Here is a 15,559-nt window from a genome sequence, read left to right on the forward strand (position 1 = left end):
GATGAAAACGTTAGTGCTGTATTCGAGCCACGATGGACAAACTAAAGCGATCGCTACCGCGATTGCGACGGCGATGTCTGAGACGTTGGACTGTGAGCTGCGGGATTTAGAACAGGCAGGCGATATTGACCTGAACGCCTACCAGGCGGTGGCGATTGGCGCCGCGGTACGCTATGGCCACTTTCCTCGCGCGCTGTACCGCTTTGCCAGTGACCATACCCCGCGGCTGAATACGATGCCGAGCGCATTTTTTGCCATTAACCTGACGGCGCGCAAGCCAGAGAAGCGAACCCCGCAGACGAACGGCTATACGCGTAAGTTTTTGCTGTCGACGCCCTGGAAACCCGCCCAGTGCGTGGTATTTGCCGGTGCGCTGCGCTATCCGCGCTATGGCTGGCTGGATCGCACCATGATTAAGATGATTATGAAGATGACCGGCGGTGAGACCGATACGACAAAAGAGGTCGAGTACACGGACTGGCAACAGGTCGATCGTTTTGCCCGTGATTTTGCTCGCTTCGTGAGCACGTTAGCTAAAAAAACTGCATAAAACCTGGGTTTTGTTGAAAAAAAAACCGAACGATATAAATTTTAAAATTAAGACTTGTCTCGTCGCGAGAAGTCCCTATAATGCGCCTCCACTGACCGGGAACAACGACCAACTCGTCGCCCAGTCAGGCAGAGAAAGCAAAAATAAATGCTTGACTCTGCGGGCGAAAAGCGTAGTATACGCAGCCCACGCCGGTGATAACTCAACGGGTTTTCACGGCGACGCTCTTTAACAAATTATCAGACAATCTGTGTGGGCACTCGCAAGATTCGTATTAAGCATTCCTCGGAATGCCAAAATATTTAAAGTCTTGAAGAGTGACAGCAGTTAATTCATTACGAATAAACAGTTTAATTTCTTTGAGCATCAAGCTTTTAATTGAAGAGTTTGATCATGGCTCAGATTGAACGCTGGCGGCAGGCTTAACACATGCAAGTCGAGCGGTAGCAGGGAGAAAGCTTGCTTTCTCCGCTGACGAGCGGCGGACGGGTGAGTAATGTCTGGGGATCTGCCTGATGGAGGGGGATAACTACTGGAAACGGTAGCTAATACCGCATAACGTCGCAAGACCAAAGTGGGGGACCTTCGGGCCTCATGCCATCAGATGAACCCAGATGGGATTAGCTAGTAGGTGGGGTAATGGCTCACCTAGGCGACGATCCCTAGCTGGTCTGAGAGGATGACCAGCCACACTGGAACTGAGACACGGTCCAGACTCCTACGGGAGGCAGCAGTGGGGAATATTGCACAATGGGCGCAAGCCTGATGCAGCCATGCCGCGTGTATGAAGAAGGCCTTCGGGTTGTAAAGTACTTTCAGTAGGGAGGAAGGTGTGAACGTTAATAGCGCTCACAATTGACGTTACCTACAGAAGAAGCACCGGCTAACTCCGTGCCAGCAGCCGCGGTAATACGGAGGGTGCAAGCGTTAATCGGAATTACTGGGCGTAAAGCGCACGCAGGCGGTTTGTTAAGTTGGATGTGAAATCCCCGGGCTTAACCTGGGAACTGCATCCAAGACTGGCAAGCTAGAGTCTCGTAGAGGGAGGTAGAATTCCAGGTGTAGCGGTGAAATGCGTAGAGATCTGGAGGAATACCGGTGGCGAAGGCGGCCTCCTGGACGAAGACTGACGCTCAGGTGCGAAAGCGTGGGGAGCAAACAGGATTAGATACCCTGGTAGTCCACGCTGTAAACGATGTCGATTTGGAGGTTGTGCCCTTGAGGCGTGGCTTCCGAAGCTAACGCGTTAAATCGACCGCCTGGGGAGTACGGCCGCAAGGTTAAAACTCAAATGAATTGACGGGGGCCCGCACAAGCGGTGGAGCATGTGGTTTAATTCGATGCAACGCGAAGAACCTTACCTACTCTTGACATCCAGCGAATCCTGTAGAGATACGGGAGTGCCTTCGGGAACGCTGAGACAGGTGCTGCATGGCTGTCGTCAGCTCGTGTTGTGAAATGTTGGGTTAAGTCCCGCAACGAGCGCAACCCTTATCCTTTGTTGCCAGCGGTTCGGCCGGGAACTCAAAGGAGACTGCCAGTGATAAACTGGAGGAAGGTGGGGATGACGTCAAGTCATCATGGCCCTTACGAGTAGGGCTACACACGTGCTACAATGGCGTATACAAAGAGAAGCGACCTCGCGAGAGCAAGCGGACCTCATAAAGTACGTCGTAGTCCGGATTGGAGTCTGCAACTCGACTCCATGAAGTCGGAATCGCTAGTAATCGTGGATCAGAATGCCACGGTGAATACGTTCCCGGGCCTTGTACACACCGCCCGTCACACCATGGGAGTGGGTTGCAAAAGAAGTAGGTAGCTTAACCTTCGGGAGGGCGCTTACCACTTTGTGATTCATGACTGGGGTGAAGTCGTAACAAGGTAACCGTAGGGGAACCTGCGGTTGGATCACCTCCTTACCTGAAAATACGAAATTGTGTAGTGCTCACACAGATTGTCTGATAGATGTTCGAGCAAACGCGTCTGCGAAGCCGACCCTTGTGTCCCCTTCGTCTAGAGGCCTAGGACACCGCCCTTTCACGGCGGTAACAGGGGTTCGAATCCCCTAGGGGACGCCATTTGCGGTATCGGGTGAAAGACGGTGCCAACAGTATTGCAAAACGGACTTACGAGTCATGTTTGCAATATTTTGCTCTTTAACAATCTGGAACAAGCTGAAAATTCGAAAACAATCGAATTGCTTTTAATAAGTGATTCGAGAGTCTCTCAAATGCTTACAGCACGAAGTGAAACATCTTCGGGTTGTGAGGTTAAGTGACTAAGCGTACACGGTGGATGCCTAGGCAGTCAGAGGCGATGAAGGACGTGCTAATCTGCGATAAGCGTCGGTGAGCTGATATGAAGCATTATTAGCCGGCGATGTCCGAATGGGGAAACCCAGTGCAATCCGTTGCACTATCGTTAAGTGAATACATAGCTTAACGAGGCGAACCAGGGGAACTGAAACATCTAAGTACCCTGAGGAAAAGAAATCAACCGAGATTCCCCTAGTAGCGGCGAGCGAACGGGGAAGAGCCCAGAACCTGAATCAGTTTGTGCATTAGTGGAAGCGTCTGGAAAGTCGCGCGATACAGGGTGATAGCCCCGTACACGAAGGTGCACAGCTGTGAGTTCGATGAGTAGGGCGGGACACGTGTTATCCTGTCTGAATATGGGGGGACCATCCTCCAAGGCTAAATACTCCTGACTGACCGATAGTGAACCAGTACCGTGAGGGAAAGGCGAAAAGAACCCCGGCGAGGGGAGTGAAATAGAACCTGAAACCGTGTACGTACAAGCAGTGGGAGCATCCTTCGGGGTGTGACTGCGTACCTTTTGTATAATGGGTCAGCGACTTATATTTTGTAGCAAGGTTAACCGAATAGGGGAGCCGTAGGGAAACCGAGTCTTAACTGGGCGTCTAGTTGCAAGGTATAGACCCGAAACCCGGTGATCTAGCCATGGGCAGGTTGAAGGTTGGGTAACACTAACTGGAGGACCGAACCGACTAATGTTGAAAAATTAGCGGATGACTTGTGGCTGGGGGTGAAAGGCCAATCAAACCGGGAGATAGCTGGTTCTCCCCGAAAGCTATTTAGGTAGCGCCTCGTGAACTCATCTTCGGGGGTAGAGCACTGTTTCGGCTAGGGGGTCATCCCGACTTACCAACCCGATGCAAACTACGAATACCGAAGAATGTTATCACGGGAGACACACGGCGGGTGCTAACGTCCGTCGTGAAGAGGGAAACAACCCAGACCGCCAGCTAAGGTCCCAAAGTCATGGTTAAGTGGGAAACGATGTGGGAAGGCATAGACAGCCAGGATGTTGGCTTAGAAGCAGCCATCATTTAAAGAAAGCGTAATAGCTCACTGGTCGAGTCGGCCTGCGCGGAAGATGTAACGGGGCTAAACCATGCACCGAAGCTGCGGCAGCGACGCTTAGGCGTTGTTGGGTAGGGGAGCGTTCTGTAAGCCGTTGAAGGTGGCCTGTGAGGGCTGCTGGAGGTATCAGAAGTGCGAATGCTGACATAAGTAACGATAAAGCGGGTGAAAAGCCCGCTCGCCGGAAGACCAAGGGTTCCTGTCCAACGTTAATCGGGGCAGGGTAAGTCGACCCCTAAGGCGAGGCCGAAAGGCGTAGTCGATGGGAAACAGGTTAATATTCCTGTACTTGGTGTTATTGCGAAGGGGGGACGGAGAAGGCTAGACCGGCCGGGCGACGGTTGTCCCGGTTTAAGCGTGTAGGTGTGATGACCTGGCAAATCCGGTCATCTTTAACACTGAGGCGTGATGACGAGGCACTACGGTGCTGAAGTGGTTAATGCCCTGCTTCCAGGAAAAGCCTCTAAGCTCCAGATAACACTGAATCGTACCCCAAACCGACACAGGTGGTCAGGTAGAGAATACCAAGGCGCTTGAGAGAACTCGGGTGAAGGAACTAGGCAAAATGGTGCCGTAACTTCGGGAGAAGGCACGCTGGCATGTAGGTGAAGTCCCTTGCGGATGGAGCCGAAGCCAGTCGAAGATACCAGCTGGCTGCAACTGTTTAATAAAAACACAGCACTCTGCAAACACGAAAGTGGACGTATAGGGTGTGACGCCTGCCCGGTGCTGGAAGGTTAATTGATGGGGTCAGCCGTAAGGCGAAGCTCTTGATCGAAGCCCCAGTAAACGGCGGCCGTAACTATAACGGTCCTAAGGTAGCGAAATTCCTTGTCGGGTAAGTTCCGACCTGCACGAATGGCGTAATGATGGCCAGGCTGTCTCCACCCGAGACTCAGTGAAATTGAACTCGCTGTGAAGATGCAGTGTACCCGCGGCAAGACGGAAAGACCCCGTGAACCTTTACTATAGCTTGACACTGAACATTGAACCTTGATGTGTAGGATAGGTGGGAGGCTTTGAAGTGTGGACGCCAGTCTGCATGGAGCCGACCTTGAAATACCACCCTTTAATGTTTGATGTTCTAACCTGGCCCCGTGATCCGGGGTAGGGACAGTGTCTGGTGGGTAGTTTGACTGGGGCGGTCTCCTCCCAAAGAGTAACGGAGGAGCACGAAGGTTAGCTAATCCTGGTCGGACATCAGGAGGTTAGTGCAAAGGCATAAGCTAGCTTGACTGCGAGAGTGACGGCTCGAGCAGGTGCGAAAGCAGGTCTTAGTGATCCGGTGGTTCTGAATGGAAGGGCCATCGCTCAACGGATAAAAGGTACTCCGGGGATAACAGGCTGATACCGCCCAAGAGTTCATATCGACGGCGGTGTTTGGCACCTCGATGTCGGCTCATCACATCCTGGGGCTGAAGTAGGTCCCAAGGGTATGGCTGTTCGCCATTTAAAGTGGTACGCGAGCTGGGTTTAGAACGTCGTGAGACAGTTCGGTCCCTATCTGCCGTGGGCGTTGGAAGATTGAGAGGGGCTGCTCCTAGTACGAGAGGACCGGAGTGGACGCACCGCTGGTGTTCGGGTTGTGATGCCAATTGCATTGCCCGGTAGCTACGTGCGGAAAAGATAAGCGCTGAAAGCATCTAAGCGCGAAACTTGCCTCGAGATGAGTCTTCCCTTGGGCCTTGAGCCCACTGAAGGAACGTTTAAGACTAAGACGTTGATAGGCTGGGTGTGTAAGCGTAGCGATACGTTGAGCTAACCAGTACTAATGATCCGTGAGACTTAACCTTACAACACCGAAGGTGTTTTTAGAGAGACGAATTTAGCTTGTTCAAGATTGGAACCGATGGCCAGTGATGGCGGTTGGTAAAACAGAATTTGCCTGGCGGCGATAGCGCGGTGGTCCCACCTGACCCCATGCCGAACTCAGAAGTGAAACGCCGTAGCGCCGATGGTAGTGTGGGGTCTCCCCATGCGAGAGTAGGGAACTGCCAGGCATCAAACAAACGGAAAGACCCCATGCGCAAGCATGGGGTCTTTTTGTTTATCGAGGTTTTGCCGGGCAGTGGGTGACTCCTGAGGCGAACCGCGGCGCCGGCCGTGGAGCAGAACGGAACGTCTAGGAAGCGATGTCTGAAAGCCGGGGGCCTTGGGTTTATCCGCCCGGCGACGCTGGCGCTGCCGCACCGGCGTTAGCGGATCTCCCCCGATGATCCGCCCGCTGAAATTCCTCTCTCTCTACCGATTTATCCACGGTATGGCGCGGATAATCGGGTAGACTAGAGACTGTTTAGTCAGGATGAGATAGCCGTTTCATGTCCAAGCACCTTACATCACTTACCGAATTTACCACCTTCGGTCTTCCCGCCCGGGCCGAGCAGATCCTTACTGCGGACAGCGCTGCGGCGCTTTTGTCTCATTGGCAGGCGGCGACGGCGCGCCGACAGCCGGTTCTGATACTGGGGGGCGGTAGCAATGTCCTGTTCATGGAGGATTTTGCCGGCAGTGTGATCCTTAATCGTATTCCCGGGATCCAGGTTGATGAGGATGAGGCGAACTGGCATTTGCACGTGGGGGCCGGTGAAAACTGGCACGATCTGGTGCGCTATACCCTGGATCGTGGAATGGCGGGTCTAGAGAATTTGGCGCTGATCCCTGGCTGTGTAGGTTCTGCGCCCATTCAGAATATCGGTGCCTACGGCGTAGAGTTACAGCATGTCTGTGACTATGTCGACGCGCTGGATCTGCGCAATGGCACTCTGCAGCGCCTACCTGCTGCCGCGTGTGGCTTTGGCTATCGAGAGAGTATTTTTAAACATCGCTATCGCGATGGGTATGCGATCGTCGCCGTGGGATTACGCCTGGGCAAACGCTGGCAGCCGATGCTTAGCTACGGCGATCTGACTCGCCTTGATGCGATGACCGTGACGCCGAGGGCCGTATTTGACGCGGTCTGCCATATGCGTAGAACCAAGTTGCCCGACCCGGTGCAGCATGGCAACGCGGGAAGCTTCTTTAAGAATCCGGTGGTGAGCGCCGAGGTTGCCGAGGCTATTCGTGCGCGCTATCCACAAGCGCCCTGCTACCCGCAGGATAAGGGGGAGGTGAAGTTAGCGGCAGGCTGGCTCATCGATCGCTGCGAGCTTAAGGGATATCAGATCGGCGGTGCGGCGGTGCACCGTCAGCAGGCGCTGGTGCTGATTAATCAGCATCACGCTAGCGCCCAGGATGTCATCGCGCTGGCGCGCTATGTGCGCCGTCGGGTTGGTGAGGCGTTTGCTGTGTGGCTGGATCCAGAGGTACGCTTTATCGCCGCGCAGGGTGAGGTTAACGCCGTTGAGGTGCTGTCATGAAAGATATTACGGTTCCATTGAAACTGATTTCGCAGCTGGCCGATGGCGATTTTCACTCTGGAGAGCATTTGGGGGAGTCGCTGGGCATGAGCCGTGCGGGGATCAATAAGCATATTCAGACCCTGCGCGACTGGGGCATTGACGTATTTACCGTTCCAGGGAAAGGCTACTGTCTGCCGACGCCCATGCAGCTGCTGAATGCAGAGACGATCGGCACCCTGCTGCCCCAGGGGCGAGTAACGGTGTTGCCGGTGGTGGATTCCACCAATCAGTACCTGCTGGAGCGGATTGGCGCGCTGGCTTCCGGCGATGCCTGCGTCGCCGAGTATCAGCAGGCTGGGCGCGGTCGTCGAGGCCGTCACTGGTTCTCACCCTTCGGTGCCAACCTGTATCTGTCCATGTACTGGAAGCTGGAGCAGGGGCCGGCCGCCGCAATGGGGCTGAGCCTGGTGATCGGGATCGTCATGGCGGAGGTATTACAGGAACTGGGGGCCGCCGGTGTGAAGGTCAAGTGGCCGAATGATCTCTATCTCAACGATCGCAAGCTGGCCGGTATTCTGGTTGAGCTGACGGGAAAAACGGGCGATGCGGCGAATATTGTGGTCGGCGCCGGGATCAACTTGATGATGCGCAATCCCGATACCAGCGTGGTGGATCAGCAGTGGATCAACCTACAGGAGGCCGGGGTCGACATCGATCGCAACCAGCTGGTAGCCTGCCTGCTGAGCCGTTTGCGCAGTACGTTGGCCGATTTTGAGGTGCGTGGTTTATCACCGTTTATCGCCCGTTGGCGCGCGCTGGATAACTTTATTGACCGTCCGGTACGGCTGATCATCGGGGAGCAGGTTATCCACGGCATTGCGCGGGGCATTGATGCGCAGGGTGCGCTGCTGCTGGAGCGTGACGGCATTATCACCCCGTTTATCGGCGGTGAGATCTCCTTACGCGCAGGCTGAGTAGGCATATCGTTCGAAGGCGGGGGAGCGTGGGCTCCCCCCGGCTATTTCTGTCAGCGCGGTGCCGTGAGATACCTATTTACGCAGTCGGACGCTCTCAATGGCGTGGTTGCTGCCCTTGGTCATAATGAGGCTGGCCCGCTCGCGGGTTGGCAGAATATTCTGGCGCAGGTTTAATCCGTTAATTTCATTCCATAGCCCGGTGGCAATCGCGATGGCCTCAGACTCCGGCAGCTGTGAATAATGATGGAAGTAAGAGTCCGGGTTGGAGAAGGCGCCCTCGCGGAACTTGAGAAAGCGGTTGATGTACCAGGCCTGTAGCTGATGCTCATCAGCATCAACATAGATGGAGAAGTCGACGAAGTCGGATACGAATACCCGATGTGGATCGTGCGGATAGTCCATCCCACTTTGCAGTACGTTCAACCCTTCCAGGATCAGAATATCCGGCCGCTCAATCACCTTATGGCTGTCCGGGATCACATCGTAAATCAGGTGAGAGTACTGAGGGGCGGTTACCCGCGGCACGCCTGATTTTATATCTGAGACAAACTTCACCAGACGGTGCATATCGTAGGATTGGGGAAAGCCTTTCTTTTTCATCAGCCCCCGCTCCTGCAGTACTTTATTGGGATGCAGGAATCCGTCGGTGGTGATCAGTTCGACCCGGCGATGCTCCGGCCACCGGCTAAGCAGCGCTTGTAATACGCGGGCCGTCGTGCTCTTGCCGACGGCGACGCTGCCTGCAATGCCGATAATATAGGGGATGCGCGGGCTATGAGTGCCGAGGAACTTCTCCAGCACGGCCTGTCGACTGACGCTGGAGCTGAAATAGAAATTCAGCAAGCGTGAAAGGGGCAAATAGATCTGGGCAACCTCATCCAGCGAGAGATCTTCATTTATCCCTTTGAGACGGGCAATCTCTTCTTCGGTGAGAGTTAACGGGACGGCATTACGCAATGCCGCCCACTGATGGCGATCAAACTGCAGATAGGGGGTCGCCAGGGTTTGCTCTTTCTTCATATGCCTGTGTCTGCCTGTCAGCGCGGGATGGAAACGGCGCGGACGCCAACTCCAGAGAAAACGAGTCGCTTATTATAGACAGCTTCGGTTGGGGCGCAGCGCTTTTTTCCAAAAGTTGCTTCAATCTACGTGATGGTTTGTATGCGATCAAGCCATCTGTCGTCGCGGGGAGCGTTATATAAATCGGCTTGCCCGTTTCCGGGGGATTTACGCGCCGCGGGGAAAAGTTGGCACAATGGACTTTCTTCTGGCGGTGGATTGGATTATTCTTTAGCGCGATGTGCTGCGGCGAACGGGATCGGTCGCTTCTTTATCGAGACGCAGAGGCGTGAATTCGTCTGTTCTGCGCGTTTTATGAGCGAAGAAGCATAAAATCGAATTTTTTTGTTGCATAGCTGACGATCACTACCTAGAATGCGCGCTACTTGATGCCGGCTTAGCTCAGTAGGTAGAGCAACTGACTTGTAATCAGTAGGTCGCCAGTTCGATTCCGGCAGCCGGCACCATCAAGTAATACAATCCGGTGTGGTGGGGTTCCCGAGCGGCCAAAGGGAGCAGACTGTAAATCTGCCGTCTCAGACTTCGAAGGTTCGAATCCTTCCCCCACCACCATTTATTCGGCCTTAGCAATAGGGCTTGGAGTGTAAGCAGTCGGTACATTCCAGAATACAGCGGTACGCGCAGCAACGGCGTCCGGTGTAAACTCTACAGAACAATCAGGTAGCCGGGTTCAGGTGCGGGCATCGTATAATGGCTATTACCTCAGCCTTCCAAGCTGATGATGCGGGTTCGATTCCCGCTGCCCGCTCCAAACATGTGCTGATATGGCTCAGTCGGTAGAGCGCACCCTTGGTAAGGGTGAGGTCCCCAGTTCGATTCTGGGTATCAGCACCATCTCTCTTTTCCCCCTTCTGGTTTCTCTGTAATAAATTTCAGCAAGCATATAAACAGCCCTTTAGCGTTATTTGCTTGGTTGATGTGGTGATATCACCGATTTATCCGTGTATTAGAGGGACAATTAATGTCTAAAGAAAAGTTTGAACGTTCAAAACCGCACGTTAACGTCGGTACTATCGGCCACGTTGACCACGGTAAAACTACCCTGACCGCTGCTATCACCACCGTTCTGGCTAAAACCTACGGCGGTAGCGCTCGCGCATTCGATCAGATCGATAACGCGCCGGAAGAAAAAGCACGTGGTATCACCATCAACACCTCTCACGTTGAATACGATACCCCGACCCGTCACTACGCTCACGTAGACTGCCCGGGGCACGCCGACTATGTTAAAAACATGATCACCGGTGCGGCTCAGATGGACGGCGCAATCCTGGTTGTTGCTGCGACTGACGGCCCGATGCCGCAGACCCGTGAGCACATCCTGCTGGGTCGCCAGGTAGGCGTTCCGTACATCATCGTGTTCCTGAACAAGTGCGACATGGTTGATGACGAAGAGCTGCTGGAGCTGGTTGAGATGGAAGTTCGTGAGCTGCTGTCTCAGTACGACTTCCCGGGCGACGATACCCCGGTAATCCGCGGTTCTGCGCTGAAAGCGCTGGAAGGCGAAGCCGAGTGGGAAGCCAAGATCATCGAACTGGCCGAGACGCTGGACTCCTACATCCCGGAACCTGAGCGTGACATCGACAAGCCGTTCCTGCTGCCGATCGAAGACGTATTCTCTATCTCTGGCCGTGGTACCGTTGTTACCGGTCGTGTAGAGCGCGGTATCATCAAGGTGGGTGACGAAGTTGAAATCGTTGGTATCAAGCCGACCACCAAAACCACCTGTACCGGCGTGGAAATGTTCCGCAAACTGCTGGACGAAGGCCGTGCCGGTGAGAACGTTGGCGTTCTGCTGCGTGGTACCAAGCGTGACGAGATCGAACGTGGTCAGGTACTGGCTAAGCCGGGCTCCATCACTCCGCACACCAAGTTCGAATCCGAAGTGTATATCCTGAGCAAGGATGAAGGCGGCCGTCATACTCCGTTCTTCAAAGGCTACCGTCCGCAGTTCTACTTCCGTACTACTGACGTAACGGGCACCATCGAACTGCCGGAAGGCGTAGAGATGGTAATGCCGGGCGACAACATCAAGATGGTTGTTACCCTGATCCACCCGATCGCCATGGACGATGGTCTGCGCTTCGCAATCCGCGAAGGCGGCCGTACCGTTGGTGCGGGCGTTGTTGCTAAAGTTATCGAATAAGATTTGACGCAGCACGTGATAAAAGGGCATCATTTGATGCCCTTTTTCTACGCGGTTTGACAAGAACCTATCTCATCAGTGGTTTTTTTCTACATAATTACTGGTGAGATGGGCTCTGGCGATACGGCGTATGGTGCCGAACTGTGGATTGCCGCGCAAACACGCGAGCAACATCGCTTTTTGCAGATATAAATGTGCTATCCACATTGGTATCTCGTAAGATTCTCATTCGGTTTGGTTTGCCTCGCATTGCGGGGCAAAGTTGTTTTTCTGGAATCTAGTGACAGGTTGGTTTATGAGTGCGAATACCGATGCTCAAGGGAGCGGGCGTGGCCTGGAAGTCATGAAGTGGCTGGTCGTCGCCGTTCTGCTGATCGTAGCCATCGTCGGTAACTATATTTACCGTGATGTGAGTCTGCCACTGCGTGCTCTGGCCGTTGTGGTTATCATCGCTGCCGCGGGCGGCATCGCCTTGATGACAGTGCAGGGTAAGGCGACCGTGGCATTTGCCCGCGAAGCGCGTACCGAAATGCGTAAAGTGATTTGGCCGACACGCCAGGAAGCGCTGCATACGACTTTGATCGTCGCCGCAGTGACCGCCGTTATGGCACTGATTCTGTGGGGACTGGATGGTATTCTGGTCCGTCTGGTTTCCTTTATTACTGGCCTGAGGTTCTAAAATGTCTGAAGCACCGAAGAAGCGTTGGTACGTCGTTCAGGCGTTTTCCGGTTTTGAGGGTCGCGTAGCGCAGTCGCTGCGTGAGCATATCAAACTGCACAATATGGAAGAGCTGTTTGGTGAAGTCATGGTGCCGACCGAGGAAGTGGTCGAAATCCGTGGCGGCCAGCGCCGCAAGAGCGAGCGTAAGTTCTTCCCGGGCTATGTCCTGGTGCAAATGGTGATGAACGACGCCAGCTGGCATCTGGTGCGCAGTGTACCGCGTGTGATGGGCTTTATCGGTGGAACGTCCGATCGTCCCGCGCCGATCAGCGATAAAGAAGTGGATGCGATTATGAACCGCCTGCAGCAGGTGGGGGATAAGCCGCGTCCGAAGACGCTGTTCGAGCCGGGCGAAATGGTTCGCGTCAACGAAGGGCCGTTTGCCGACTTCAACGGCGTGGTCGAAGAGGTGGATTACGAGAAGAGCCGCCTGAAGGTATCTGTCTCTATCTTTGGTCGTGCGACGCCGGTAGAGCTGGACTTCAGCCAGGTCGAAAAAGCGTAATAACGCACGCGGCAGCAAAATCTGCATTGCCATAGGCGCGAAATTGAACTACAATTTCGCGCCTTTTGTATTTATGGGCTGATGCGTTTTTCAGCACATAAACGTTTTACCATCGCGGGGAGCCTCGCTGAGGCGATATTACCCAACTGAGGAAATTTACATGGCCAAGAAAGTCCAAGCCTACGTGAAGCTGCAGGTTGCAGCTGGTATGGCTAACCCGAGCCCGCCGGTCGGTCCGGCTCTGGGTCAGCAGGGTGTTAACATCATGGAATTCTGTAAGGCGTTCAATGCTAAGACTGACAGCATTGAAAAAGGTCTGCCGATTCCGGTTGTTATTACCGTTTACTCTGACCGTTCCTTCACTTTCGTTACCAAGACCCCGCCGGCTGCCGTTCTGCTGAAGAAAGCTGCTGGTGTCAAGTCTGGTTCCGGTAAGCCGAACAAAGACAAGGTCGGTAAAGTGACCCGTGCTCAGGTACGTGAAATCGCAGAAACTAAAGCTGCGGACATGACTGGTTCTGACGTTGAAGCGATGGCTCGCTCAATCGAAGGTACCGCTCGTTCCATGGGCCTGGTAGTGGAGGACTAAGAGATGGCTAAGCTGACCAAGCGCATGCGCGTGATCCGTGAGAAAGTTGATGCGACTAAACAGTACGACATCAACGAAGCCGTTGCTCTGTTGCAAGAGCTGGCCACCGCTAAATTCGTTGAAAGCGTAGACGTTGCCGTAAACCTGGGCATCGACGCGCGTAAATCTGACCAGAACGTACGTGGTGCTACCGTCCTGCCGCATGGCACCGGCCGCACCGTACGCGTTGCCGTCTTTACCCAGGGTCCGAATGCTGAAGCGGCGAAAGCTGCCGGCGCTGACCTGGTCGGTATGGAAGACCTGGCTGATCAGATCAAAAAAGGCGAGATGAACTTCGACGTTGTCATTGCTTCCCCGGATGCAATGCGCGTTGTTGGTCAACTGGGCCAGATCCTGGGGCCGCGTGGCCTGATGCCGAACCCGAAAGTGGGTACCGTTACTCCGAACGTAGCCGAAGCGGTTAAGAACGCTAAAGCTGGTCAGGTTCGTTATCGTAACGACAAGAACGGTATCATTCACAGCACCATCGGTAAGGCGAGCTTCTCTGCTGAGCAGCTGAAGGAAAACCTGGAAGCCCTGATGGTTGCCCTGAAGAAGGCGAAGCCGGCAACTGCCAAAGGCGTCTACATCAAGAAAGTTTGCCTGTCCACCACCATGGGCGCTGGCGTAACGATTGATCAGGCTACCCTGAGCGCAGTGGCTAACTAATCCTGCGGGATTAGGATTGCCTTTTCGCTTTACGCGGGCGTCGGTTTTGTCTAAAATCTAACGCCCGCGCATTCTCGGAATGTAAAGCGAACGAATTTTCGGTTGGAGTCTGGCCTTTTCCAGACCTCCGTCCAAGACCGCAGGTGTCTCGTCAGAGACTTAATTTCCCTGCGTAGACGGTGACAGATCCCGAAGAAATCTTTTTAGATGTCTGGATTCTGCTCACCGTGTTTCTATGCTCGCCGCGGCCTCGGTCGTAAGCGAGTGAAGTGAGTTCCGGAGTCATTCTCCGGCAAAAATCCAGGAGCACAAGCTAATGGCATTAAATCTTCAAGACAAACAAGCGATTGTTGCTGAAGTCACCGAAGTAGCCAAAGGCGCGCTGTCTGCTGTCGTTGCGGATTCCCGCGGCGTAACCGTAGACAAAATGACCGAACTGCGTAAAGCAGGTCGTGAAGCTGGCGTATACATGCGTGTTGTTCGCAACACCCTGATGCGCCGCGTCGTTGAAGGCTCTCAGTTCGAGTGCCTGAAAGACACGTTTGTTGGTCCGACCCTGATTGCATTTTCTATGGAACACCCGGGCGCTGCCGCTCGTCTGTTCAAGGCTTTTGCCAAAGACAATGCAAAATTTGAGGTCAAAGCTGCAGCCTTTGAAGGTGAGCTGATCCCGGCGGCCCAGATCGACCGTCTGGCAACTCTGCCGACTTACGAAGAAGCAATCGCACGCCTGATGGCGACCATGAAAGAAGCCGCTGCCGGCAAATTGGTCCGCACTCTGGCTGCTCTGCGCGATCAGAAAGAAGCTGCTTAACCGCTGCTTTGCTACTGTCGCACTTGCTAACGTATAAACTATTTCTGATTTTTAGGAACAATTGTCATGTCTATCACTAAAGAGCAAATTCTGGACGCAGTTGCAGAAATGTCCGTAATGGACGTTGTTGAACTGATCTCCATGATGGAAGAAAAATTCGGTGTTTCTGCTGCTGCTGCTGTAGCCGTTGCCGCTGGCGGCGCTGCTGAAGCCGTTGAAGAAAAAACTGAATTCGACGTAGTTCTGACCGCTGCCGGTGGCAACAAAGTTGCTGTCATCAAAGCTGTCCGTGGCGCAACCGGTCTGGGCCTGAAAGAAGCCAAAGACCTGGTAGAATCTGCTCCGGCAGTTCTGAAAGAAGCCATCAGCAAAGACGACGCTGAAGCTCTGAAGAAAGCTCTGGAAGAAGCTGGCGCTTCTGTTGAAGTTAAATAAGTTTAACTTCCTGGAGTACAGTCTGTGCTAACAGACTGATGGCTGGTGACTTTTTGGTCACCAGCCTTTTTGCGCTGTAAAGGATGCCGGTGGTGTTTCACACTGTTTAGCCAGCGGTTATCCCCAATACTTGTTTCTATCGACGCCTTAATATACTGCGTCAGGGCCGTGAGTTACGGCGCCTGTGTAAAGCGCAATGAAATGGTTTAAGAGTGATAGAAACAAGTATTGCGAAGGGGGATTCACCCTTTCGGTCACAAAACGGTGTCGCATGAACTGTCCTATCAGGACGGACAGAATGGGTCGACTATTC

11 protein-coding genes, 5 tRNA genes and 3 rRNA genes are annotated in these 15,559 nt (G+C 53.8%); 18 read left to right on the forward strand and 1 reads right to left on the reverse strand.

Annotated elements, in window-relative coordinates:
• Position 1 precedes the first annotated feature (1 nt).
• The 7 genes from hemG to birA all read left to right on the forward strand — a co-directional run bounded on the left by hemG (position 2) and on the right by birA (position 8,245).
• A complete protein-coding gene (gene hemG / locus ETEE_RS08650; protein WP_034164582.1) occupies positions 2 to 550 on the forward strand; it encodes a menaquinone-dependent protoporphyrinogen IX dehydrogenase in 549 nt (182 codons plus the stop codon).
• A 375-nt stretch (positions 551 to 925) separates the two neighbouring features.
• A 16S ribosomal RNA gene (locus ETEE_RS08655) occupies positions 926 to 2,469 on the forward strand.
• Between the two features lie 83 nt (positions 2,470 to 2,552).
• Positions 2,553 to 2,628: transfer RNA gene (locus ETEE_RS08660), tRNA-Glu, on the forward strand.
• A gap of 190 nt (positions 2,629 to 2,818) precedes the next feature.
• Positions 2,819 to 5,726: ribosomal RNA gene (locus ETEE_RS08665) — 23S ribosomal RNA — on the forward strand.
• Between the two features lie 91 nt (positions 5,727 to 5,817).
• Positions 5,818 to 5,933, forward strand: a 5S ribosomal RNA gene (gene rrf / locus ETEE_RS08670).
• Together the 16S, 23S and 5S rRNA genes with 1 tRNA gene alongside form the textbook arrangement of a ribosomal RNA operon.
• Positions 5,934 to 6,251: 318 nt before the next feature.
• The gene (murB, locus tag ETEE_RS08675; protein WP_034166040.1) at positions 6,252 to 7,289 is read left to right on the forward strand and encodes a UDP-N-acetylmuramate dehydrogenase; all 1,038 of its coding nucleotides are present in this window, start codon (positions 6,252 to 6,254) and stop codon (positions 7,287 to 7,289) included.
• A complete protein-coding gene (gene birA, locus ETEE_RS08680) occupies positions 7,286 to 8,245 on the forward strand; it encodes a bifunctional biotin--[acetyl-CoA-carboxylase] ligase/biotin operon repressor BirA (RefSeq protein ID WP_034166041.1) in 960 nt (319 codons plus the stop codon). Before murB ends, birA begins: the two co-directional genes overlap by 4 nt.
• A 75-nt stretch (positions 8,246 to 8,320) precedes the next feature.
• On the opposite strand, the gene coaA is transcribed toward birA, so the two are convergent.
• Positions 8,321 to 9,268, reverse strand: a complete 948-nt coding sequence (coaA, locus tag ETEE_RS08685) for a type I pantothenate kinase (RefSeq protein ID WP_034166042.1) — start codon at positions 9,266 to 9,268, stop codon at positions 8,321 to 8,323.
• A 430-nt stretch (positions 9,269 to 9,698) separates the two neighbouring features.
• On the opposite strand from coaA, the gene ETEE_RS08690 reads away from it, so the two are divergent.
• From ETEE_RS08690 to rplL, 11 genes are all read left to right on the forward strand, one after another.
• Positions 9,699 to 9,774, forward strand: a tRNA-Thr gene (locus ETEE_RS08690).
• Between the two features lie 21 nt (positions 9,775 to 9,795).
• Positions 9,796 to 9,880, forward strand: a tRNA-Tyr gene (locus ETEE_RS08695).
• A 124-nt stretch (positions 9,881 to 10,004) separates the two neighbouring features.
• Positions 10,005 to 10,079: transfer RNA gene (locus ETEE_RS08700), tRNA-Gly, on the forward strand.
• Positions 10,080 to 10,086: 7 nt separating this feature from the next.
• Positions 10,087 to 10,162: transfer RNA gene (locus tag ETEE_RS08705), tRNA-Thr, on the forward strand.
• Positions 10,163 to 10,289: 127 nt separating this feature from the next.
• A complete protein-coding gene (gene tuf, locus ETEE_RS08710) occupies positions 10,290 to 11,474 on the forward strand; it encodes an elongation factor Tu (RefSeq protein ID WP_038631315.1) in 1,185 nt (394 codons plus the stop codon).
• 295 nt (positions 11,475 to 11,769) lie between these two features.
• Positions 11,770 to 12,153 (forward strand): preprotein translocase subunit SecE, encoded by a 384-nt coding sequence (secE, locus tag ETEE_RS08715; protein WP_034165783.1) that lies wholly within the window; start codon positions 11,770 to 11,772, stop codon positions 12,151 to 12,153.
• Position 12,154: 1 nt separating this feature from the next.
• Entirely contained in the window at positions 12,155 to 12,700 is a 546-nt protein-coding gene (gene nusG / locus ETEE_RS08720; RefSeq protein WP_005280494.1) for a transcription termination/antitermination protein NusG, read from the forward strand.
• 160 nt (positions 12,701 to 12,860) lie between these two features.
• The gene (rplK, locus tag ETEE_RS08725) at positions 12,861 to 13,289 is read left to right on the forward strand and encodes a 50S ribosomal protein L11 (protein WP_012847051.1); all 429 of its coding nucleotides are present in this window, start codon (positions 12,861 to 12,863) and stop codon (positions 13,287 to 13,289) included.
• 3 nt (positions 13,290 to 13,292) lie between these two features.
• Positions 13,293 to 13,997, forward strand: coding sequence for a 50S ribosomal protein L1 (gene rplA / locus ETEE_RS08730; RefSeq protein WP_012847052.1), 705 nt, complete (start codon positions 13,293 to 13,295; stop codon positions 13,995 to 13,997).
• A 316-nt stretch (positions 13,998 to 14,313) separates the two neighbouring features.
• On the forward strand, positions 14,314 to 14,811 hold the full coding sequence (gene rplJ / locus ETEE_RS08735) for a 50S ribosomal protein L10 (protein ID WP_005280485.1): 498 nt from the start codon (positions 14,314 to 14,316) through the stop codon (positions 14,809 to 14,811).
• A 66-nt stretch (positions 14,812 to 14,877) separates the two neighbouring features.
• A complete protein-coding gene (gene rplL / locus ETEE_RS08740) occupies positions 14,878 to 15,246 on the forward strand; it encodes a 50S ribosomal protein L7/L12 (RefSeq protein WP_005280479.1) in 369 nt (122 codons plus the stop codon).
• Positions 15,247 to 15,559 lie beyond the last annotated feature (313 nt).

This window comes from Edwardsiella anguillarum ET080813 (assembly GCF_000264765.2).
Classification (GTDB): Bacteria; Pseudomonadota; Gammaproteobacteria; order Enterobacterales; family Enterobacteriaceae; genus Edwardsiella; species Edwardsiella anguillarum.

Bases quoted from the DNA above. Each gene is read 5' to 3' on its own strand.
- hemG (WP_034164582.1), top strand. From the start codon at position 2: ATGAAAACGTTAGTGCTGTATTCGAGCCACGATGGACAAACTAAAGCG.
- murB (WP_034166040.1), top strand. From the start codon at position 6,252: ATGTCCAAGCACCTTACATCACTTACCGAATTTACCACCTTCGGTCTT.
- birA (WP_034166041.1), top strand. From the start codon at position 7,286: ATGAAAGATATTACGGTTCCATTGAAACTGATTTCGCAGCTGGCCGAT.
- coaA (WP_034166042.1), bottom strand. From the start codon at position 9,268: ATGAAGAAAGAGCAAACCCTGGCGACCCCCTATCTGCAGTTTGATCGC.
- tuf (WP_038631315.1), top strand. From the start codon at position 10,290: ATGTCTAAAGAAAAGTTTGAACGTTCAAAACCGCACGTTAACGTCGGT.
- secE (WP_034165783.1), top strand. From the start codon at position 11,770: ATGAGTGCGAATACCGATGCTCAAGGGAGCGGGCGTGGCCTGGAAGTC.
- nusG (WP_005280494.1), top strand. From the start codon at position 12,155: ATGTCTGAAGCACCGAAGAAGCGTTGGTACGTCGTTCAGGCGTTTTCC.
- rplK (WP_012847051.1), top strand. From the start codon at position 12,861: ATGGCCAAGAAAGTCCAAGCCTACGTGAAGCTGCAGGTTGCAGCTGGT.
- rplA (WP_012847052.1), top strand. From the start codon at position 13,293: ATGGCTAAGCTGACCAAGCGCATGCGCGTGATCCGTGAGAAAGTTGAT.
- rplJ (WP_005280485.1), top strand. From the start codon at position 14,314: ATGGCATTAAATCTTCAAGACAAACAAGCGATTGTTGCTGAAGTCACC.
- rplL (WP_005280479.1), top strand. From the start codon at position 14,878: ATGTCTATCACTAAAGAGCAAATTCTGGACGCAGTTGCAGAAATGTCC.